At 39.8% G+C, this 20218-nt stretch carries 20 protein-coding genes; 12 read left to right on the forward strand and 8 right to left on the reverse strand.

The window, feature by feature from the left end; translation table 11 throughout:
- Positions 1–262: 262 nt before the first annotated feature.
- The gene (locus NON16_RS20205; protein ID WP_257351226.1) at positions 263–742 is read left to right on the forward strand and encodes an HIT family protein; all 480 of its coding nucleotides are present in this window, start codon (positions 263–265) and stop codon (positions 740–742) included.
- 105 nt (positions 743–847) lie between these two features.
- Here NON16_RS20205 and NON16_RS20210 read toward each other — a convergent pair whose 3' ends face one another.
- A complete protein-coding gene (locus NON16_RS20210) occupies positions 848–1780 on the reverse strand; it encodes a thermonuclease family protein (RefSeq protein WP_257351227.1) in 933 nt (310 codons plus the stop codon).
- Positions 1781–1972: 192 nt separating this feature from the next.
- A complete protein-coding gene (locus tag NON16_RS20215; protein ID WP_257351228.1) occupies positions 1973–4354 on the reverse strand; it encodes a M14 family metallopeptidase in 2382 nt (793 codons plus the stop codon).
- 412 nt (positions 4355–4766) lie between these two features.
- Here NON16_RS20215 and NON16_RS20220 point away from each other — a divergent pair, with 412 nt between their 5' ends.
- Both NON16_RS20220 and NON16_RS20225 read left to right on the forward strand, forming a co-directional pair.
- Positions 4767–5186 (forward strand): organic hydroperoxide resistance protein, encoded by a 420-nt coding sequence (locus NON16_RS20220; protein WP_257351229.1) that lies wholly within the window; start codon positions 4767–4769, stop codon positions 5184–5186.
- Between the two features lie 309 nt (positions 5187–5495).
- Positions 5496–5855: a DUF4383 domain-containing protein gene (locus NON16_RS20225; protein ID WP_257351230.1), complete on the forward strand. Its 360-nt coding sequence runs from the start codon at positions 5496–5498 to the stop codon at positions 5853–5855.
- A 441-nt stretch (positions 5856–6296) separates the two neighbouring features.
- On the opposite strand, the gene moaA is transcribed toward NON16_RS20225, so the two are convergent.
- From moaA to NON16_RS20245, 4 genes are all read right to left on the reverse strand, one after another.
- The gene (gene moaA, locus NON16_RS20230) at positions 6297–7304 is read right to left on the reverse strand and encodes a GTP 3',8-cyclase MoaA (protein ID WP_257351231.1); all 1008 of its coding nucleotides are present in this window, start codon (positions 7302–7304) and stop codon (positions 6297–6299) included.
- Positions 7305–7328: 24 nt separating this feature from the next.
- Positions 7329–8126: a formate dehydrogenase accessory sulfurtransferase FdhD gene (gene fdhD, locus NON16_RS20235; RefSeq protein ID WP_257351232.1), complete on the reverse strand. Its 798-nt coding sequence runs from the start codon at positions 8124–8126 to the stop codon at positions 7329–7331.
- An 834-nt stretch (positions 8127–8960) separates the two neighbouring features.
- Positions 8961–9236 (reverse strand): HU family DNA-binding protein, encoded by a 276-nt coding sequence (locus NON16_RS20240; RefSeq protein ID WP_257351233.1) that lies wholly within the window; start codon positions 9234–9236, stop codon positions 8961–8963.
- Between the two features lie 307 nt (positions 9237–9543).
- The gene (locus NON16_RS20245; protein ID WP_257351234.1) at positions 9544–9729 is read right to left on the reverse strand and encodes a cold-shock protein; all 186 of its coding nucleotides are present in this window, start codon (positions 9727–9729) and stop codon (positions 9544–9546) included.
- A 143-nt stretch (positions 9730–9872) separates the two neighbouring features.
- Here NON16_RS20245 and NON16_RS20250 point away from each other — a divergent pair, with 143 nt between their 5' ends.
- The 5 genes from NON16_RS20250 (at position 9873) to NON16_RS20270 (ending at position 13479) form a co-directional block, all read left to right on the forward strand.
- The gene (locus tag NON16_RS20250; protein WP_257351235.1) at positions 9873–10229 is read left to right on the forward strand and encodes a hypothetical protein; all 357 of its coding nucleotides are present in this window, start codon (positions 9873–9875) and stop codon (positions 10227–10229) included.
- A 55-nt stretch (positions 10230–10284) separates the two neighbouring features.
- On the forward strand, positions 10285–10731 hold the full coding sequence (locus tag NON16_RS20255; protein WP_257351236.1) for a TraR/DksA family transcriptional regulator: 447 nt from the start codon (positions 10285–10287) through the stop codon (positions 10729–10731).
- A 299-nt stretch (positions 10732–11030) separates the two neighbouring features.
- Positions 11031–11789, forward strand: coding sequence for a cell wall-active antibiotics response protein LiaF (gene liaF, locus NON16_RS20260; protein WP_257351237.1), 759 nt, complete (start codon positions 11031–11033; stop codon positions 11787–11789).
- 9 nt (positions 11790–11798) lie between these two features.
- Positions 11799–12857: a sensor histidine kinase gene (locus NON16_RS20265; protein WP_257351238.1), complete on the forward strand. Its 1059-nt coding sequence runs from the start codon at positions 11799–11801 to the stop codon at positions 12855–12857.
- A complete protein-coding gene (locus tag NON16_RS20270) occupies positions 12841–13479 on the forward strand; it encodes a response regulator transcription factor (protein ID WP_257351239.1) in 639 nt (212 codons plus the stop codon). The genes NON16_RS20265 and NON16_RS20270 overlap by 17 nt, the downstream gene beginning before the upstream one ends.
- A gap of 84 nt (positions 13480–13563) precedes the next feature.
- On the opposite strand, the gene NON16_RS20275 is transcribed toward NON16_RS20270, so the two are convergent.
- Together NON16_RS20275 and NON16_RS20280 are read right to left on the reverse strand one after the other, a co-directional pair.
- Positions 13564–13743: an H-type small acid-soluble spore protein gene (locus tag NON16_RS20275; protein ID WP_257351240.1), complete on the reverse strand. Its 180-nt coding sequence runs from the start codon at positions 13741–13743 to the stop codon at positions 13564–13566.
- Between the two features lie 260 nt (positions 13744–14003).
- Complete coding sequence (locus tag NON16_RS20280; protein WP_257351241.1) at positions 14004–14948, reverse strand: 1,4-dihydroxy-2-naphthoate polyprenyltransferase; 945 nt, start codon at positions 14946–14948, stop codon at positions 14004–14006.
- Positions 14949–15261: 313 nt separating this feature from the next.
- Here NON16_RS20280 and NON16_RS20285 point away from each other — a divergent pair, with 313 nt between their 5' ends.
- From NON16_RS20285 to menB, 4 genes are read left to right on the forward strand one after another with little or no spacing between them, the layout of a single operon-like run.
- The gene (locus NON16_RS20285) at positions 15262–16677 is read left to right on the forward strand and encodes an isochorismate synthase (protein ID WP_257351242.1); all 1416 of its coding nucleotides are present in this window, start codon (positions 15262–15264) and stop codon (positions 16675–16677) included.
- Entirely contained in the window at positions 16674–18422 is a 1749-nt protein-coding gene (gene menD / locus NON16_RS20290; protein WP_257351243.1) for a 2-succinyl-5-enolpyruvyl-6-hydroxy-3-cyclohexene-1-carboxylic-acid synthase, read from the forward strand. Before NON16_RS20285 ends, menD begins: the two co-directional genes overlap by 4 nt.
- Entirely contained in the window at positions 18419–19237 is an 819-nt protein-coding gene (gene menH, locus NON16_RS20295; protein WP_257351244.1) for a 2-succinyl-6-hydroxy-2,4-cyclohexadiene-1-carboxylate synthase, read from the forward strand. The genes menD and menH overlap by 4 nt, the downstream gene beginning before the upstream one ends.
- A 2-nt stretch (positions 19238–19239) precedes the next feature.
- Positions 19240–20061, forward strand: a complete 822-nt coding sequence (menB, locus tag NON16_RS20300) for a 1,4-dihydroxy-2-naphthoyl-CoA synthase (RefSeq protein ID WP_257351245.1) — start codon at positions 19240–19242, stop codon at positions 20059–20061.
- Positions 20062–20218 lie beyond the last annotated feature (157 nt).

Below are 20218 nucleotides of genomic sequence, written 5' to 3' on the forward strand. Positions count from 1 at the left end.
ACTTAAACCATACAGGGACGGTACTCTGGTTAGCTTGAAAGAGTCAGGATACTCCAATACTGATAAAGACTTGGCTGCGTGCATCAATTGTTCGACCGGTTGGGTAGAGGCGATGACTCTTTTAAAAGTGTATTTGGAGGAAGGATTTGTTTATAAGAAAGATCTATAGCCTGCAATTTTCTTAATCATCTGAAGCTCACAAATTAGGAGTGAACGGCAAATGGATCATGGTGTGAAAAATTTACGATTCAGGAGAGAACCAATGCCAAAACTAAGTAAAGAAAATTGGAAAGATGATCGAGTCGCATCAGCCCGAAACGGTGAAAATCCGATGGTGATTACAGAAATGAGAAGCGATTTTGCGGTCATCGGTGATACGCAATTTTTACCCGGCTACTGTTTATTGTTGCCTTTTAAGAAGGTTGATAGCTTAAATGATTTATCCGTGAAACAACGTGAGGAGTATTTGCTGGATGGTAGTCTAATAGGGGATACAATTCAGTACGTTTGTAATCCAATCAGAATAAATTATTCGATATACGGTAATACAGACGCTTTCCTGCACACTCATATTTTCCCAAGATATGAATGGGAATCAGCAGAAAGCATATCAAAACCGGTTTGGTTATACCCAGGAAACCACTGGCAGGACGATAAGTATTTATTCACCGAGGGGCAGCATGCGCATATGAAAGAAAAGCTGAAACATAAACTTCATGAAAGAATGAAAGATGCCTATTAGTGGGTACAAGCGGGGAAGGTAAATCAAAGTGCCAGGCTCCTATTCCATCCATTTGCGATAAGAGAGGACCTGACACTTTTTTTTACCTATATTAACAATTGGTCATCAACATGTTGAATCATCCTGTGTTTTTTTCGAATAACCGGCTTGTTTTGCATGATTTTCTTTTAGAAAAAAGACCCGATTTTCAATAGCAACACTTTCCCACTTTTCTGGTTCAACGTATTCCTTAGTTTGATAGTTTCCTACAAATTTATTTGGACCTCCGCGCTTATTGAAACGGAATTCATATGGCAGTTCATCAATTGGGCGGTCTGGATTCCATAATCCTTTGCCGCATTCTTTTGCTTTTACAACGGTTTTTCCATACTCTTCAAAGTTCTCTAGATTTGGATAAATGAAATAGGGAACAGCCATACCTTTTGCAATCAGCTCTTTATTTATGTTTTCTTTCTTTTCTATAACAATTGCTAGGAGGCGGCCATATTGATCAAAGGGATCGTCCCCGACACTTATGTCTACTTTATCTCCCTCTTTCAAAAGGTCTTTCAGTACTCTTGTGGCTTCCTCTGCATAATATCCTTGTGAATCACCCTGATAATTGGTTTCAGGGGTATCGATTGAGACTAACCGAACTTTGGTGGCCCCAAGAACAGGCTTCTGCAGGTGAAGGGTATCACCATCTACCACACTTTTTACAGAGGATGAAAACCGACGTGATAGGGAAGGGGAATCTGACTGGTCCTCTGATTTTCTTACGTCTTTGTTAGAAGCCACATGTAATTCGAGATGGTTGGTGGTGTCAATTTTTCCTTTTACATCAAACCATTTTCCAGTTTGAAGTTCATTAAGCGGTGACTTTGATTTAACAAGGACTCCATTCATGTCGTTATCAATAAATGGATAGTTATAGCCGTCTTCTAGTGGTTCCTCAGCTTTTTTGATAAGGTATCCATTAAATGTAACGTCTTGTCCTCTTAATTCATCATGGTTTTGTTTAGCTAAATCTTCAATTTTCATGTCCGAATTATTTGTCAATCTTCTCACCCACTTTCATTAGATTATATTAAGTTTACTAGATCGTGAACAATCAAACATTAAAAATGGACACTATTACAAAAAATGAGTATTTGCACATAAGCTGATATTAATATAAATGAATCCATGGACTCAATTCTCTTTACAATTTTAAAGGACTGACAATTTAGTAGGTCAGTCCTTTATACAATATTACTTGATTTTAAATTTAGCTGTATTGTAGTTCTTTCCTTTGCCATCCGGATCATAATGTTTTTCAACGTTTCCAGCAGCATCCATCGAGAACCAGTTAACTATAGTGGTTTCTTCTAAAGTGAATGTTTCCGCTCCTTCACGAGTTCCTTTTATTTGTACTTTCCTAGATTCAAAGGTTGGGCGAGATCCATCTAATGTGTAAAATATGGTGGCTGGTTCACTGGACTCAAACGAGATTTCAACAGAGTCCTTATAGTGTCCCTTATTAGGTGTAACCTTTGATTTTGGTGGTTTCTTGTCTTTTGCAAATTGATAAGCGACATCAAATAGGCCCATCATTCCGTTAGCAAATTCCATTGCTTCTGCATGCCCTTCCTCAAACGGAGGCTGGAATCCGACTGCCTCCCAACGATTTTCCTCTTCATTCCAAATGTCCGCACCTACCTCAAAATCCCAGGCATAAATTCCATAATCGTACCATAGAGCATCAGCAGAGTTTCCCGCTGCAGAATAGAGTACGTCAGGGATTGGACCGGTGCGGCTTGGTAGGATAACAGTTCCGCGATATTTTTTAATCTCGTCTAAAATTGTATTTGAAGCTTGCCAGAAATAAGCTTCTTCACCAGCTGTTGGACGTGGTAGCGTTTCTCTGTCTTCATTATAGGATCCCGGAGGCCACATGAAGTATCCGCCATAACTATGAATATTCATGCCGAATTTGATGTTCGGATTCTGTTCCGCTAACCAAATTAAGTTTTGTGCTTCAGGCTCAGATAGCTCTTCAGGGCCTGCGAAAACCGCACTTGTACAATTGGTTGATGCACCAATATTGCCGTCATATACGGAACCGACAGTATGGTTTCGGTTTAAGTCAACACCCCAATAATTTCGTGCATATGGATCGGTGTAGGGTGTATCGACACAATGATTAGTCATATTTTTTCGTTGCCAGTTGTAGTCATACATACTGTAATGGGCACCATCTGGATTAACGGTTGGAACAATGAAGATATCCAAGTTGTTTACGAGTTTACGTGTTTCACTGTCTGTCGCGTAGTTTCGCAACAATCGCTCGGCTGTCTCAACCGATACAAGTGGTGTGACCCATTCACGAGCATGTTCCTGAGAATAAGCTAGTACACCAACCCTGGATCCGTCCCTGTGTTTTCCAATACGAATCGCTTTTACTGAATAAGGATCCCGTGAAATGGAATCAGGTGCATTTAAGTGGTTGTCCAGTTGTTTGGATGATGATGCTGTGACAAGATCCTCCCCAGCAGAATCTCTAAACGTATCTGCAAGTACAAGGTTACTAGCTTCATTATTTAGAGCTTGTACAACATCGGCTGCTGAACTCGAAGGTTCACCGTTAGCATCCGTGGCAAGAGACACTGTTATTGATTTTCCATCGACATCAACTGATAGTTTAGCATTTTCTTTTTCAGGATCTGCGAGTGTGATCGCAATTTCATTTCCGCCTTCGTGCCCCCATTTTTGAGATGTGACCACAACGATTGAATCAGGCTTTTCACCTAAGACGGTCTGTGCTTTCCTTCGATATCCGTTCGTTTGATTCGGAAGCTCCACGATTTCTGCAAGCTCGGGATATTCCTTTGCAAGCTGTTCAATTCGATTTGTTACTTCTGTCGGATCCATATAGTGGTCAATAAAGTCTTCTACATAATGCTTGTTTTTATGATCTGGTTTACCTTCATCCAGCCATTCCGTTACATTAGTAGTTGCAGAGCCACCAAGGCTGCTTTCAATCATAATTTGTTTAGGAACTTCATCAATTGGAATCAGTAGTTTGTGATATAAATATTCTCCCATATCTTCAAGGCGTTGTAGGGTTGCTTGTTGTTTCCCTGAATCCCAACTAGCGGTTAGTGCCACCCCTTTGGATTCACCGGCACTTGTTTTTACTTCAACATATAGGAATTTTCCTGAGTAGTTTTCAAAGAAATTCGCCCGTAAAATGTTAAGAGTATCCTGTTCAGAAGTTACTTGATTTAGCTTTTGTACTTTTTTCTGTCGTTTCGTTATTCGAAGTTGAGCATCTTTCTTAGTATATACAGTCTCGAGCTCAATGCCTTGGAGTCGGAGCATTTGTATTTCCGATGGTGTGACAATTGCATCCGCCTCTATAGAACCGTCTTTATGTCTGTGAAGATGCTCGGTTAGATCGATTCCAGAAGCCACTAGTTTATCTAGTTCAGCCTGATTTGGGACATGAATCGAAACAAGTGCTGCTTTTTCCTCAAATTTTAAGATGTTAGATTCGTTCGCGTTTGTAACCTTCGTATTCCAAAAAGGAGTCGCGATTAATACTAATGATAGGATCAAAAATAAAATGGTCGTCAATCGTTTTTTCATACGCATTTAAAAAACTGCACCTCCTAAGTTAAGTACCATCAAGCATGTTAGCTCCTTTCCTTCGTGTTACGAAATAGTCTAAATGATACGATCTAAAAAATATGTCAAATACTGCAGTACGATAATAGACTTTTTTCAAAAAAATGGATCGCTAAATAGGATAAAAGGCGGAAATATGAATTGAAGAGAGTGTGGCAAAGCTATAAGGGTGAGTCGAAATAAGTCGAATTAATACAAAATTTGGTGATAATTTAGGAAATTCGTTGTACAAGTGACTAGTAGAGAAGAAGGAAAGGCGCTTATGTAACTTTTATGTAAGTAGTAAGAAAAACCGGGGTGTGATGTTTCAAAAAGACATGAACAAGGTACATGTAGAAGTGTAGAAAAATTTGAAGTGAATAGAAGGAGTGAAGTATAAATGAGTGATGTATTGTTTACAGCCCATGCGACTGCAAAAGGTGGACGAAAAGGTCATGTTAAATCAGAAAGTGGATTAATTGATCATGATCTGGTTATGCCGACCGATGATACCGATAAAAAAGGAACAAACCCCGAAGAATTATTTGCAGCAGGATATTCAGCATGCTTTGATGGTGCATTGAATCTTGTTGCTTCTAAAAAGAAAAAGAATGTTGAAACGAGTATCACTGCAGACGTCAGCTTTATGAAAGATCCTGAAGATAAGGGTTTTAAAATTGGTGTAGTGTTAAATGCTGAAGTGAATGGGGTTAGTCAAGAAGATGCAGAAGAGTTGGTAGAAGCCGCCCATAAGTTTTGCCCGTATTCAAAAGCAACTAGAGGAAACATTGAAGTTAAACTAAACACAAAAGCAGTATAAATAAACGCGTTACGGGGTTGAGCCTTCTTTTGGGCTAACCCCGTATTTTACACGTTAAGAAAGTATAAAAATACTTTCTATAGTATAAGCGCAACTACGGCTCAGCCGGCGCCAAAGTCTTGGCTTTTCCAAGTTTTCTTTAATTCTCGATAATCTCAATAGTCATGAATAAATGGTTTCATTTTAAAATAATAGTGGAATATGGTGTATAGGATGGAAAATTTTCTGATAAAGAAATGATCCATTCTATAAGTCTAATCGTTTACTTTATGAAATAAAAAAATTTATATCTGAAAGGAATGAGAGGAAATGGCGCAAAAGTTTGTAAAAACGTTAGGTATTATATTTATCATTTTAGGTATTGTCGGATTCTTTTTACCGATGGAAGGCATTTTCCACCTCACAACGATGCATAATATTGTTCACCTTGCATCAGGTATTGTAGCTCTATTGATGTGTGGGACTGAATCGAAAGCAGCTATGTATGCGAAAGTATTCGGTTTTGTTTATTTGCTCGTAGCAATCGTCGGATTGTTCACACATGATCTTTTAGGAATTATTTTCTTAATGGCAGATAACATCCTGCATTTCATTATTGCATTTGCTTCAATTTATGTAGGATTTGCATCACCTGCATCAAAGTCAGCAGGACACTCTGTATCACAGTAACAATGGTATTAGAAAAAGCGATGGGTTCTGAAACCCGTCGCTTTTTCTGTGAGTAAAGAAAGTATAAAAGTTTGCGGCATGGATGTAATGTCTAGCTTCAGCGCCCAACCACTTGGATCACTTCAGGCCTCCTGCGGCGGCAACAGCCTCCTCGTCGGTCTTCCAGTGACCTTCGTGGCTAAGCAGGGCGCTTGCGCTTTTCTTATTAACACATTTAGAAAGTATAAATTTTAGTTATATCGAGGCAATGTCTAGCTCCAGTACCCAGCCCCTTCTTCCTGCGGCGGCGACAGCCTCCTCGATGACCTTCAGGGCTTCCCAGGCGGCATTTCTTGCACGTTAAGAAAGTATAAAAATAACTTTCTATAGTATAAGCGCAACTAAGGCTCAGCCGGCGCCAAATCTTGGCTATGCCAAGTTTTCTTTAGCCAAACTCCAAGGCTACCCGCCAATGTGGGACATTTCAATTTTAGATGACCGTTTCGTATGTTCGGTCCGTTCCTCGGAATAACGGTCATTGCGGTTGGACCAGATGTTTGTAATGATTTTTGCCATATCTGCATCTGATGCATCATTGCGTAATGGCCCTCTTAAATCATGCCCTTTCGATGCGAATAAACAAGTATACAGTTTTCCTTCTGCAGATAATCTGGATCGATTACAGGTTGAGCAAAACGCATCGGTTACTGAGGAGATGATTCCAATTTCCTCATCGGTTCCTTTATATCGGTATCGAGTAGCAACCTCACCTGTATAATTTGGATCGATTGGTTCAATCGGCATAACCCCATTAATTCGCTCAATAATTGCTTTTTTCGGGAAAACATCATCTAGTTTCCAACCGTTCGAATTCCCAACATCCATGTATTCGATAAACCGTAGCACATGCCCCTTTTTACGGAAAAATTCTGCCATTGGAACAATGTCTGAGTCATTTATCCCTTTTTGTACGACCATATTGATCTTAATTCCTAATCCTGCTTCTTCAGCAGCATCAATTCCTTTAAGAACGGTATCGACTGAAACATCCCGTCCATTGATCTTTTTAAAGCGTCTATTATCAAGGGTGTCTAAACTGATTGTGACCCGATGTAGGCCGGCTTCTTTCAATGCCTTTGCATACTTCGGAAGAAGGGAACCATTTGTGGTCATCGCAATATCCTCTATTCCATCAATTGAGGCTAACATTTCAATTAATATAGGGAGATCTTTACGCATTAACGGTTCTCCACCGGTAATTCGTATCTTCTTAATGCCGGATGTCTTTCGGAAAACCACAGCCAATCGATATATTTCTTCAAAGCTTAGTAACATGTTTTTTTTCAAAAAATCATAGTTTGGACCGAAAATATCTGCAGGCATACAATAATGACACCTGAAATTACATCGATCTGTAACGGAAATTCTTAGATCGCGAAGGGGCCTTCTAAGACGATCATTGATATCCATCGTTCCATCACCACCTTTTGATTGTTAGTTGTTTAGCACGAATCGCTCGGGGTGTGTGTATACATTAACCCTATTACCGCGTATAAACCCAGCGGTCGAAATATTCAACTCTTCTGCAGCTTGAAGTGCTAATTCTGTAGGTGCAGATTTTGAAAGTAGAATTCCTACTCCGATTTTTGAAGCCTTTAATAAAATTTCTGAGGAAATCCGTCCACTAAAAATCAGTATTTTATCTCGAACCATAATCTTATGCATTAAACAGTTTCCATAAAGCTTGTCTAGTGCGTTATGCCGACCAATATCCGTTCTTGAAAGAATCAATTTATCTTGTGTGCAAAGAGCCGCATTATGAACACCTCCAGTTTCTTTAAATATCTCACTGGTGGATTGAAGCGATTGCATGAGCTCTATGCATTGGTGATAAGTAATTGTTTGAGTTGTTGTTGCGGTCTTTGCTGTTTTGACATCGTTTTGAAAATAAAAGGATTGTCGACTTTTTCCGCAGCAAGAGCCTATAAATCGTTTCGTCTGGCTTTCAACCGATGGAGTTACCTTTCTAGTTGTTTCAACATAGGCGAACCCTTTGCTTTCATCGATTGAAATCGATTGGATATCTTTTTGATAATTTAAAATCACGCCTTCGGATCCCAAAAATCCAACGACCATTTCTTCGATGTCAGTAGGCGTACATACCATTGTAGCAAATTCGACACCATTTAGCATTATTGTGAGTGGGAACTCTGTAACGATAATGTCTTCCTTTTCTTTAAGTTCACCATTTCTGTAGGATAAAATTTTACGGTTGATTATCATGTCGCTCATTATCGTATCCCTCATTCTAAAAAAATTATAAGAAAGTGATGCGTCTATGGATCCCTATGTTGAGACATGGTCCAAGAAACTCCAGGTTACTAACCGCTCTGTTTTTGGTGCCAAGATTCTCGGTTCAGAAATTGCTATAACAATGGAACCTTTACTCTTATTATATAACATATATTCTCAGAGTTGTGTATGAGCAAAAGAAGTGGAAAATATCTAGTTAACGTGTTCTAGGGGTCTAAGTACAGGGGTCTAAATGCATAAAATAGTTGGGAAAATCGGGCGGATTTTTAATGCGTTTTAAGCAGTAATAATAAGGAGTTTTCCCAATAAACAGTTGGTAAAATCCATGCTATACTGAAGTAGACAATCCCCTTAAAACTCTGACACCGCCCATACCTTTTGGTGCAAGCTCCAGTAGCTTGCACCCTTTTTTTTACGTTAAGAAAGTATAAAGTAAGGCCTTTACGTCATCCCTTTAGAAACTACCGCGATCATCAGCGCAAAGGTTTGGTGCTTGTGCTTTTCTTAGCCTATTTTTAAAAGAGTGCAGCGAACTGGTGAACGGTGTAGAATCCAATCTTGTAAGTAGATTGACCAAATATCAAGATGTTTCTCAAGGCAGATGGTTTAAACGTACTTAACTCGGGGTAATTAAGATTGTACACCAGTACCAGCGTATGTAAGACAACACGGTTAAAGGGGTTGGCTCAATTTCAATTGAGTCACCCCTTGTAAAAGAAAAAGCCCAACGTCGCCGCCAGAACACAAGTTGTTCAAATAGCAGTTTCCGTCAGGCCATAATGTATAATCGCTTTGGTGCTAACCAAGTTTTATTTAAGCTCGGACAGCTTCTTTAAGTTGTTTGCCAGGCTTGAATGCCGGAGTTCGTGTTGCTGAGATTTGGATCGTTTCCCCAGTTTGAGGATTTCTACCTGTTCTTGCTTGACGCTGACGGACTTCAAAACTACCAAAACCAATCAGTTGTACATTTTCTCCTGCAGTTAACTCTTGAGTAATAGCATCAATCACCGCGTTAACTGCTGTTGTAGAATGTTTTTTTGATAAGCCAGTACGATCAGCGACATTTTGGATTAAATCACGTTTGTTCATTGTTTTTCCTCCTTGCAAATCAGTTTGGTGAAACAATATGTATCTATCATTCTTACCGCTTTTTCAGAAAATATACATGATGGTCATTATATGGCTTAATTTTTTTACGTGTTAAGAAAGTATTTTTATACATTTAACACGAAAAAAAGAGGATGGCACGATCATGGTGCACCCTCTTGAATATGTGAATGTAGAATATAAAGAAAACTTGGCTAGCGCCAAGCTTTAGCGCTGGCGATCGCCTTAGTTGCACTTATACTATAGAAAGTATTTTTATACTTTCTTAACGTGTAAAAAAGCGGTACCCTTATTGAAGCTCAGGCAATATACGGATTTCGCTTTCCATCGGGGACTTACATAGTGGGCATTCCGGAGTGGTATCGAATGTCAGTCCGTCTCGCATCCAGCCTGAACATTCCTTATTGGAACAAGACCACACTTTTGTTTCAACTTCTGGTACTGGTTCTTGCTGGTTCTTGGAAAAAAACGCCATATATATTCCACCTTCAATAAATGTATTTACTCTAAGTATACCCTTTTATTGAAAATAATATAGGTAATCCGCTCAAGCTTGTTTCATAAAGTTGTATTTTAGGTAATAAAGTACTTACATAATGGCACTTTCTGGAGGTGAATATGGAACTTTCATATAAAAGATCTGTTGATTTTACTAAAAGAAATGTTACTGATTTTATAGCAGATAATCAAGAGTATTTTGAGATGTATCGGGTCCGTGCTTGGATTTGTAGTGTGTTCACCCCATTTATCGCCTTTGTACCTGTTTACTTATGGATTGCTGCTTTTGATGAATTTAGTGGGGCATCCGTAATCCAGTTTGTTATAAGTATTGTTTTATTTCTTACATGGACCTGTATACCTGGTGCATTTTTGTATGTGAATTCTAAACACCATATTGTGGCTAAGATATGGCTCTGGGTATGGCCTGGACTTATGGTAACTGCTATTGTTCTATGGGCAATTTGGTTTAGTTAACAGTTTATCTTACAAGGACAAAGGGTAAGAACAGGTAACAAGGAGGAGAGTTAGTATGTCGTTAAAAGAAAGTGAATTGAAGTATTATAAAAAAGAGCTTAAATCTATGAAACGTGAAGTGGTTCAACGGTATAACAATCAAACCGTAGAAAATAATGAAGATAGCCATGGAGTAGACAACCATATGGGAGATTCAGGAACGGCTCAATATGAACAGGAAAAAAATCTTTCATTAAAGGAAAATGATGCTGAACTTTTACAAGAAATTAATGATTCGTTAGAAAAGATTGATGAAGGCACGTATGGGATATGTATTGATACGGGTGAAGATATTTCTAAGGAACGGTTAAATGCAATTCCTTATGCGAAAAGAACGATCCAAGCACAAAAGAGTTATGATAAGGGGCGTAACAATCGAGGAGATAAATCACCAAATCTGCATAGCGACCCAGCTGAAACAATTAAACAACTGAATTCGGAGCAGGATGCATTTAAAAGTTAAACGTAACACTTTAATGGACCCTTCTTCATTCACCTTTTGAACTTATAAATATTAATAAGGGAAGGATAGGGATAGCTCTTTACTGAGTTATCCCTTTATTAGGTTTCACCTCAGCCTCAAGACGGAGACGAAAACATTCTCGAGATTGTATCATTGAATTGAGCTGAAATGTATTCTTAAGATGAGCCGTAGGAGGATATAAAGTCTAAAAGAGGGATTTGAAGGGTTTTGTCTAAATGATATAAGCGTACCCTTCATTTTCAAAAAGATAAAGAACATCAAAGGGTGTGAAGTGGGTTATGAAAGTACGATCTGGTGGACAATTTGTTATCGCAATCATATTTGTTCTAATTGGGGTCATGTTGCTTCTTGTCAATTTAGGAGCCATTTCCATGGAAATAAACGAAGCGCTTCATTTTTTGTATCCTTTTGTAATTTTGCTATTAGGACTAATGTGGCTGCTTAAGGCAATTTTCGGCAATGGAGGACATGGTCATTGGTTTTGGAGCTTAATTTTAACCGGTTTAAGCGTCTTGTTAATTGCAGATCGCTTTGGTTACACCCAATTTGGCTTACTGGATGTATGGAAGCTCTGGCCAATCATTATCGTCTATATTGGAATTATCATGCTTTGGGGAAGAAGGTCGGGCCATGACAATGATCATAAAAAAAGTATGGCAAAAGGGGACCGTTCTGGGGTCTCGAATATTGTAGCCGATGTTTCGATGAAGGAAGATAACTGGCCTGTTGAGCCAATTGATGAATGGAATGGAGTTTCAGACTTCAATTTTGACTTTACGCGTGCGTTTATCCCTGATAATGATACCCCAATCAAGCTCTCTGGGTGGGTCGGGGATATTAAAATTTTAATTCCAGAGGATGTTGAATTTTCCGTAACTTCGAATTCAAAAGTCGGTGACATCAAAATCGGAAAATATAAAAGGGACGGTATAATGAAGAATGATGGCTATAAAACGGATGGATATGAAAGTGCGACACGTAAACTCACATTTAATTTTCGGTTTCAGGTATTAGACTTACGGATAGATCGGGTTTAGGAGGGTTAGATGAAAAACAAGTATAGTGGTGTTCGAGCCACAATATACCGGACACACATCATAACATCGGTCTATACAACAATTCTCATCTTTTTCCTATTTCAAATTATTTATTATTATAGCCCAGGTGTAAATCGTATTGCTGTGAGCTTAATTGTTTCAGGCGCTGTCCTTTTGTTATCTCTTGTTGTTGGTCTATATTTTAGTTTCAAAAAGAGTCAGCATTTCGTGCACCGTTTAAATGAGATACTAGTAGGCGTTGCGAAGATGTCACGTGGTAATTATAACTACCGAATTGAAGATGGCGAACAGGACGAAATAGGAACGATTTCACATGAAATTAATGATCTTTCACAAAGGATAAAGAAGCAAGTGTACTCGTTGCAGAAGCTCGCGAACGAAAAGGCTGAACTTGCTGAAAAAGCACATAATGCTGCAACAATTGAAGAGCGGCAACGATTAGCCCGGGATTTACATGATGCCGTTAGTCAACAACTCTTCGCTTTAAATATGATGTCTTCAGCAGCTTTGAAGCTATTTGACACAAAACATGAGGTAGCTAAAGAGCAACTCCAGCAGGTTGTTGAAATAGCAAATAAAGCCCAAGGCGAAATGAGGGCGTTGTTGCTTCACCTTCGACCTGTTGAGCTATCTGGCGAATCTTTATGTGATGGGGTGAAAGGGCTGATTAGTGAATTAAGGTCCAAATCCGGAATAGATATCGAGTCGGAAATTGCAAACATTCTTCCTCTTCCTCGCGGGATTGAAGATCATTTATTCCGAATGATCCAGGAAAGTCTAGCGAATGCACTACGCCATTCCAGGGCAACAAAGCTAACTGTTAACCTAAATAAAACGGAACGATCGATTCTTTTACATATTCGAGATAATGGTATCGGCTTTGATCTGTCACAAAAGAAAAAGACCTCTTATGGGTTAAAAACGATGCAAGAGCGTTGTGATGAGATTGGTGGTACATTTTCAGTAAAATCTGCAAAAAACCAAGGAACTGCAATCGATGTTCGAGTACCAGTAGAAAAGGTGGGGAATGATGGAAACGACGATTAAATTATTTCTTGTTGATGATCACGAGATGGTACGACGTGGTTTAAGTTCTTATCTGATAACAGAACCGGAATTTGAGATTATCGGAGAGGCGTCTAGTGGAAATGAGGCGGTTGAACGATTGGAAACCCTTGAACCAGACGTCATATTGATGGATTTAATAATGGACAATGGTAATGGGATAGAAGCGACGAAAGAAATCATCAAACGTCAACCAAATAGTAAAATAATTATCTTGACGAGTTTCTATGATGATGAGCAGGTGTTTCCAGCGATTGAAGCGGGGGCGTTTAGCTATGTCCTGAAAACAGCTTCTGCTGAAGAGATTACTTCTACGATAAAAAAAGCATATGCGGGTGAATCTGTTATCGAGTCAAAGGTTGCCCAGAAGATGATGAATCAGTTTAGAGGTAATGAGCGGCGGTTACTACATGATGAGTTAACCCCGAGGGAGCGAGAAGTGCTTATTCTGCTCGGAGAAGGAAAAACAAATCAAGAAATTGGTGACATGCTTTTCATAGGAATTAAGACAGTGAAAACGCATGTAAGTAATATTCTTAGTAAGCTGGATGTATCGGATCGCACACAAGCGGCGATTTATGCGAATCGTAACAAGCTTTTATAATTAGAGTTCTGCCTTTTACCGTATAAAGAAAACTTGGCGATCGCCAGGTTTTCTTTATAATTCAAGGATTTTCCTATTCAATACCTACAGCTCATCCAATTGAGTAACATTCACTGTCATTTCATTATCGGGATCATTTTTCAAATAAACTCGCGCGGTATTGGCAGTTTCATCTACTTGTTGTATCCAAATCGGACTCCCATTGTATTGAACTCCGATCTCTCTTGGTGATTCAAGTATTTGCTTCGCTCTTCCAGTATCCATTCGTTAGCCACCCCTTCATCGATTTCTATCATCTATCGTTTGTATTTTTGAAGGTTTTATACACGCTTGCATGTATCCGTGCTTTATACTAATGAAAATACGGATTAACAATAGTGTTTGATGTGTGTAATTTGCCCAATAAAGAAAACTTGACTAGCGCTAAGCTTTAGCGCAGGCGATCCCTTAGTTCCGCTTATACTTTCTAAACGTGTAAAAAAGAGATGCCTCCTATTTTGGAGGACATCTCTTTTTATCGCTTTTCATGAAAAATTAAGCAGGTAATTAATGATGAGCCCGACTGCGAGTGCAAATCCGAAAACGGTATGCATTTGAGCAGTTGCTCCCATCGCAGGCATAAGCTTTGCTGGCTTTCGCTCACCACGAAACAGCTTAATCGCTTTTATTGCTTTCGGAATACTTAACAGCACGAGTAGTAACCAAAATGGAGCAGCATCTACAAGAATCATCGATAAGACCCATGCATATGAAAAGGCGAACATTCCGCCTAAAAATTGAACGGCTCCTTTATGTCCCAGTAGGATCGCAAGTGTTTTTCTACCCTTTTCACGATCACCATCTAAATCCCGAATATTGTTGGCCATGAGGATGGCACCAATCAACACAGATATTGGAATCGATATGAGCATACTATTAGTCGTAACAAATCCTGTCTGAATGTAAAATGAAATTAAAATAATGACAAATCCCATGAAAAATCCTGAAGCAAGTTCTCCCAATGGCGTGTATGCAATGGGATAAGGACCACCAGTGTAAAAATAACCAGCAGCCATACAAAGTGATCCAATAATAGCAATCCACCAGGTTGTCGAAGCGCTAATAAAGGCTCCTAATAAAATCGCAACGATGAAAAAAAGAATGGCGACATTCAATATTGTTCGAGGTGAAATGCCATCCCGAACGATTCCACCACCTATACCGACTGAATCGGTTGTATCAAGTCCGCGTTTATAGTCATAATACTCATTAAACATATTGGTCGCTGCTTGTATGAGCATGGAGGCTAGTAACATCGCCGCGAGCAGGAACCAATTGATCGAACTATAATACATAGCTAAAGCCGTTCCGATAAACACCGGTACGAATGAAGCGGTTAATGTATGAGGTCGTAACTGCCGATACCATACCTTCATACGTGAATCCTTTGGTTGTGTTGAATTGGGTGTTTCCATGTGTTCTTGTTGCATATTCCTTCACCTTTTATCACAAGAATGAGCTTTTCAATTACAGCGACCCATTCTCTTATTATTTGTCGACCCCTAATCTAGCAATTTTAATCCCTTCTAAGTTTATGCAAATGGCGAATGTGTGTCAACTTCTATACTGGAAATACATGTGAATGTCGTTTGATGGAAAATCACGCTTATTTCCTTTATAATAATATCGGATAATAAGCTTTTAATAGGTTGTGCAAAAAAGTCTCCAATTGATAAGTGGTGACGATTCGGAACCTTCATATAATATATATAGTACGTCGGAAAGATGCTGGAGGGGTAAACTGTGACAGCAGTAAAACAACATGAATTATTAGATTGTTTAGAGCGTGCAAAAGAAAAAGCACATGATTTAGATAAAGAAATCCTAGTTAGTCATCGAATACAGGTAGAACAAATAGATCCACTTCTTATATATAAGAATAATCAACTGAACTTTAAAGGTAAGCGATCGTATTGGTCCGATTCGAACAATCGAATTCAAATGGTTGGACTTGGGGAAATGTTGAGACTGGATGCTAACGGCAACAAACGATTTGAGGAGATCAATACGAAGTGGAAGACGATTCTCGAAAATAGTATCGATTATTCTGAAACCATGAAATACATCCCTGGGACAGGTCCACTTTTACTAGGTGGTTTTTCTTTTGATCCATTAAAAGACAGAACACCATTGTGGATGAACTTTCCAGATGCGAGCTTTGTACTACCAAGCCATTTGTATACGATAACCAACCAAGCCGCTTATTTAACTCAAAATATTTTAGTCGATGCCGAAACAGATCTTATCCATATTTTTAACCGTATTATGAATCAACAGGCTGAAGTTCTTTCTTCGCAAATAGAAGAAGGTTATCCTACGAATTCTCCGCTTGTATTTGATTTAACTGAAATTAATCAAAATAACTGGAAGCAAACCGTAAGGGAAACTACCGCTTTAATCAATAAAGGTAAGATTGATAAGGTTGTCCTTGCTAGAGAAGTGGTTGTAAACGCTTCTGAGGCAATTCCAATTTATGAAACGCTGTTCAATTTGAGGGAAAAACAAACACAGAGTTTTATTTTTGCTATCGAGCGTGGTGAACATTGCTTTATCGGAGCATCACCTGAGCGTCTTGTTCAGAAACAGAATGGAGAATTTCTATCGACGTGTCTTGCTGGATCGATTCGGCGTGGTGAGGACATTAAAGAAGATGAACAGTTAGGCAATGAGCTGCTTTCTGATCCGAAAAATAGAGAGGAGCACGCGTTTGTTGTACAAATGATTCGCGAGGCTTTTGAAAAAGTTGCTTCTTCTGTTCAAGTCCCTACTGAACCATCTTTATACAAGGGACGTGACATCCAACATTTATATACGCCTGTCATTGTAAAAAAGGCTAAGCAGGTTCCACTTTTCGAGGTTGTAAAGGAATTGCACCCAACTCCTGCACTAGGAGGGTTTCCTCAAAGGGAGTCTGTTGATGTTATTAGAAAAAACGAGAGGCTTGATCGTGGGTGGTATTCTGCACCGATCGGTTGGGTTGATTACCTTGATCAGGGTGAGTTTGCGGTAGGTATTCGTTCTGCCCTTGTTTCGGACAATCACGCTTCCCTATTTGCTGGATGCGGGATTGTTGCTGATTCAGATCCCGAGAATGAGTACGAAGAAACCAAGATAAAACTAAGACCGATGCTTCATGCATTAGGAGGAGCACAAACATGACACTGGATTCATTAACAGCTTATGTAGGGGCATTTATCGATGAGATTAGCTATACAGTAAAAGACGTAGTAATCAGTCCAGGCTCCCGCTCGACTCCACTAGCAATGATGTTCGCACAACACCCTGATATTCGTGTATGGCTGAATGTTGATGAACGTTCAGCAGCCTTTTTTGCTCTTGGGATTGCGAAGTCGAAACATCAGCCAGTTGCCTTAGTTTGTACTTCAGGTACCGCAGCTGCGAACTACTACCCAGCAATAATTGAAGCGTATGAATCTCGCGTACCACTTCTCGTTCTAACGGCAGACCGACCACATGAGCTTCGTGATGTCAGTGCACCCCAAGCAATTGATCAGCTTCATTTATATGGAAAGTATGTAAAGTGGTTTCACGAAATGGCTATCCCTGAAAACAACGATTCGCTTCTCCGTTATGTTCGATCAACTGCAGCAAGGTCAAGTGCAACAACAGTTACTGGGAAACAAGGTCCGGTGCATCTGAACTTTCCATTTCGCGAACCTCTCGTTCCTTCCTATGAACATGAGGAAGCGTTTAGTGTTGGGAAGGGGAACAACACTCCTTATGTCGAGTTAACAACAGGGCTCAGAGAGCTTGAGGATGTTGAATATAAACAATTAGGCAATCAACTCTCCCAATTGAAAAAAGGCTTGATTGTATGTGGCCCTGGGGACTACGAGAAAGCTAATCAATCAATTATCGATCTTGCTGAGGATCTTCAGTTTCCAATACTGGCTGATCCTCTTTCCCCGATACGGTATGGCTCACATTCAAAAGGGAACGTCATCGAACATTACGATGCGCTTCTAAAAAGTGAGTTGATCCAAGGTTGGAAGCCTGAAGTTATTATCCGGTTCGGTGCAATGCCTGTCTCTAAGCCGTATCTTCTTTATTTAAAAAAGCAAAAAGAATGTATGCATTTTATTATAGATGAAGGAGATGGCTGGAGGGAGCCGACGCACCTTGGAGGAAACATCGTTTATGCAGATCCAAATCGATTTGCAAGGCAATTACTTGAGTACATTCCAAATCGCGATGATGCTCCGAATTGGCTCAACGATTGGAAAAGTACTAACGAGATTGTTAAGTGTGTGAAAGAACAATTCACAACTTTTGAAGACAAGTTTGAAGGGAAGATATTTTCAGAATTAGAGAAATTGATACCTGAACAAACGAATCTTTTTGTTGGGAACAGTATGCCCATCCGTGATTTAGATACCTTTTTTGGAAAAACCGGAAAGCACATTCAAGCCTTTGCAAATCGAGGTGCAAATGGGATTGATGGGGTGATATCAACTGCTCTCGGTGTAGCGGCAACAGGAAAGAGAACGGTTCTCGTCATAGGGGATCTCTCCTTTTATCACGATATGAATGGATTATTGGCGGCAAAGCTTCACGAATTGGATATAACCATCATCCTTGTGAATAATAGTGGTGGGGGGATCTTCTCCTTTTTACCACAATCGAAACACACGGATCATTTTGAAGATCTATTCGGGACACCTATTGGGCTTTCTTTTGATAAAGCAGCCTTAATGTATGATGGGGAATATACACTTGTTGAAAGTTGGAATGCCTTCGAAAGAGCGTGTGAACGAAGCTTTGCAGAAAAAGGCTTACATGTCATTGAAATGCAGACAAATCGTGAGAGTAATGTTGAGATGCACCGAAAATACTGGGAAGGCGTCCATCATTCTTTACTGGAATGGTGGGAAAACCGTTTATGAATATCCAAGTTAACGGGGTCGAGTTTCACGTTGACGTTCAAGGGGAGGGACCTGCTTTTGTCTTACTCCATGGTTTTACCGGTTCAAGTGAAGAGTGGTCACCTTTAATCGAAAAGTGGAAAAGAGATTTTCGTATCATTGCGATTGACCTGATTGGACATGGGAAAAGTGAGCATCCCATTGATTGGGAACGTTATTCGATGGAGAATACAGTTGAGGATATCAATGAAATTCTCGACCGTCTCACTATTGAAACCGCGATCATTTTAGGGTATTCTCTAGGAGGACGGGTCGCGTTATCCTATGCGATGACTTATCCAGGCAGAGTCCAACATTTAATTCTCGAAAGCAGCTCCCCAGGTCTTAATTTAGAAAAGGCTCGGGTCCAACGAAGGACTCAGGACCTACAGTTAGCGGACAGAATTGAAGCTGAGGGAATGGAAGCGTTCGTCACATATTGGGAGTCGATTCCGCTCTTTGCTTCACAAAAACACATACCAGCAACACAAAGGGATGCACTGCATTCAAGAAGAATGAACAATTCAAGGATTGGACTTGCGAACAGCTTACGAGGCATGGGCACGGGTGAGCAGCCATCTTTGTGGAACAGGTTAGCCCGTTTTTCAGTTCCGACATTATTAGTTGTTGGAGAGCTTGATCAAAAATTCTGCGCAATTGCTGAACAAATGGTAGAAAGGCTCCCGAACAGCCGAATGATTATCGTGGAAAATGCTGGTCATACCGTACATCTGGAAGAAATCGAAAAGTTTGATAAAATAGTAATTGAAGAGTTACATAATAGGAAGGATGATTAGATTTGTCAAAAGTAGAATGGGTTGCAAAAAAAAGTTACGAAGATATTATTTATGAAACGTATAACGGGATAGCAAAGATTACAATTAATCGCCCCGAAGTACACAATTCATTTCGGCCTAAAACCGTTCACGAATTAATTGATGCCTTTGCATATGCACGTGATGATTCAGACGTTGGGGTCATCGTACTTGCCGGTGCAGGAGATGACGCATTTTGTGCGGGCGGAGACCAACGAGTTCGTGGCCATGGTGGCTATGTAGGAGAAGATCAAATTCCTCGTCTGAACGTCTTGGACCTTCAACGCTTAATGCGTGTTATTCCAAAACCAGTAGTCGCAATGGTTTCGGGTTATGCAATTGGCGGTGGACATGTTCTTCACGTGGTATGTGACTTGACAATTGCTGCAGATAATGCGGTGTTCGGACAAACGGGTCCTAAGGTAGGAAGCTTTGACGCAGGATATGGTGCTGGGTATCTTGCTCGTATTGTTGGTCATAAAAAAGCTCGGGAAATCTGGTTCCTTTGCCGCCAATATAGTGCACAGGAAGCTATGGATATGGGATTAGTGAACACAGTAGTACCACTTGAGAAGCTTGAAGAAGAAACGATCCAATGGTGTGAGGAAATGCTTGAAAAATCCCCAACAGCACTACGTTTCCTAAAAGCATCCCTAAATGCAGATACAGATGGATTGGCTGGGCTACAGCAAATGGGTGGAGACTCAACATTGCTTTACTACACTACAGATGAAGCGAAAGAAGGACGAGATGCGTTTAAAGAGAAACGGAAGCCGGATTTTAAGCAGTTCCCTCGTTTCCCTTAAGAAAATAGGAAGTTCAATAGTCACTGAATGATAAACGGCGTTTCTGAACCGTCAACCTTTTGAACAGACATTATAAGACTTCTATAATTGCAAGAGAAGGGTGACTCGGTCGAATTGGGTCATCCTTTTACATATTTATGAAACAAAATAATTTTGG

The sequence above is a fragment of the Pseudalkalibacillus decolorationis genome (genome assembly GCF_024609785.1).
GTDB lineage: Bacteria > Bacillota > Bacilli > Bacillales > Fictibacillaceae > Pseudalkalibacillus > Pseudalkalibacillus decolorationis.

Coding starts and splice junctions, on each gene's coding strand:
- NON16_RS20245 (WP_257351234.1), bottom strand. CDS start 9,729: ATGGCGTTTTTTTCCAAGAACCAGCAAGAACCAGTACCAGAAGTTGAA.
- fdhD (WP_257351232.1), bottom strand. CDS start 8,126: ATGAGCGACATGATAATCAACCGTAAAATTTTATCCTACAGAAATGGT.
- liaF (WP_257351237.1), top strand. CDS start 11,031: ATGAAAGTACGATCTGGTGGACAATTTGTTATCGCAATCATATTTGTT.
- NON16_RS20240 (WP_257351233.1), bottom strand. CDS start 9,236: ATGAACAAACGTGATTTAATCCAAAATGTCGCTGATCGTACTGGCTTA.
- menD (WP_257351243.1), top strand. CDS start 16,674: ATGACACTGGATTCATTAACAGCTTATGTAGGGGCATTTATCGATGAG.
- NON16_RS20280 (WP_257351241.1), bottom strand. CDS start 14,948: ATGCAACAAGAACACATGGAAACACCCAATTCAACACAACCAAAGGAT.
- NON16_RS20270 (WP_257351239.1), top strand. CDS start 12,841: ATGGAAACGACGATTAAATTATTTCTTGTTGATGATCACGAGATGGTA.
- NON16_RS20205 (WP_257351226.1), top strand. CDS start 263: ATGCCAAAACTAAGTAAAGAAAATTGGAAAGATGATCGAGTCGCATCA.
- NON16_RS20265 (WP_257351238.1), top strand. CDS start 11,799: ATGAAAAACAAGTATAGTGGTGTTCGAGCCACAATATACCGGACACAC.
- NON16_RS20275 (WP_257351240.1), bottom strand. CDS start 13,743: ATGGATACTGGAAGAGCGAAGCAAATACTTGAATCACCAAGAGAGATC.
- moaA (WP_257351231.1), bottom strand. CDS start 7,304: ATGGATATCAATGATCGTCTTAGAAGGCCCCTTCGCGATCTAAGAATT.
- NON16_RS20215 (WP_257351228.1), bottom strand. CDS start 4,354: ATGCGTATGAAAAAACGATTGACGACCATTTTATTTTTGATCCTATCA.
- NON16_RS20255 (WP_257351236.1), top strand. CDS start 10,285: ATGTCGTTAAAAGAAAGTGAATTGAAGTATTATAAAAAAGAGCTTAAA.
- menH (WP_257351244.1), top strand. CDS start 18,419: ATGAATATCCAAGTTAACGGGGTCGAGTTTCACGTTGACGTTCAAGGG.
- NON16_RS20220 (WP_257351229.1), top strand. CDS start 4,767: ATGAGTGATGTATTGTTTACAGCCCATGCGACTGCAAAAGGTGGACGA.
- NON16_RS20225 (WP_257351230.1), top strand. CDS start 5,496: ATGGCGCAAAAGTTTGTAAAAACGTTAGGTATTATATTTATCATTTTA.
- NON16_RS20250 (WP_257351235.1), top strand. CDS start 9,873: ATGGAACTTTCATATAAAAGATCTGTTGATTTTACTAAAAGAAATGTT.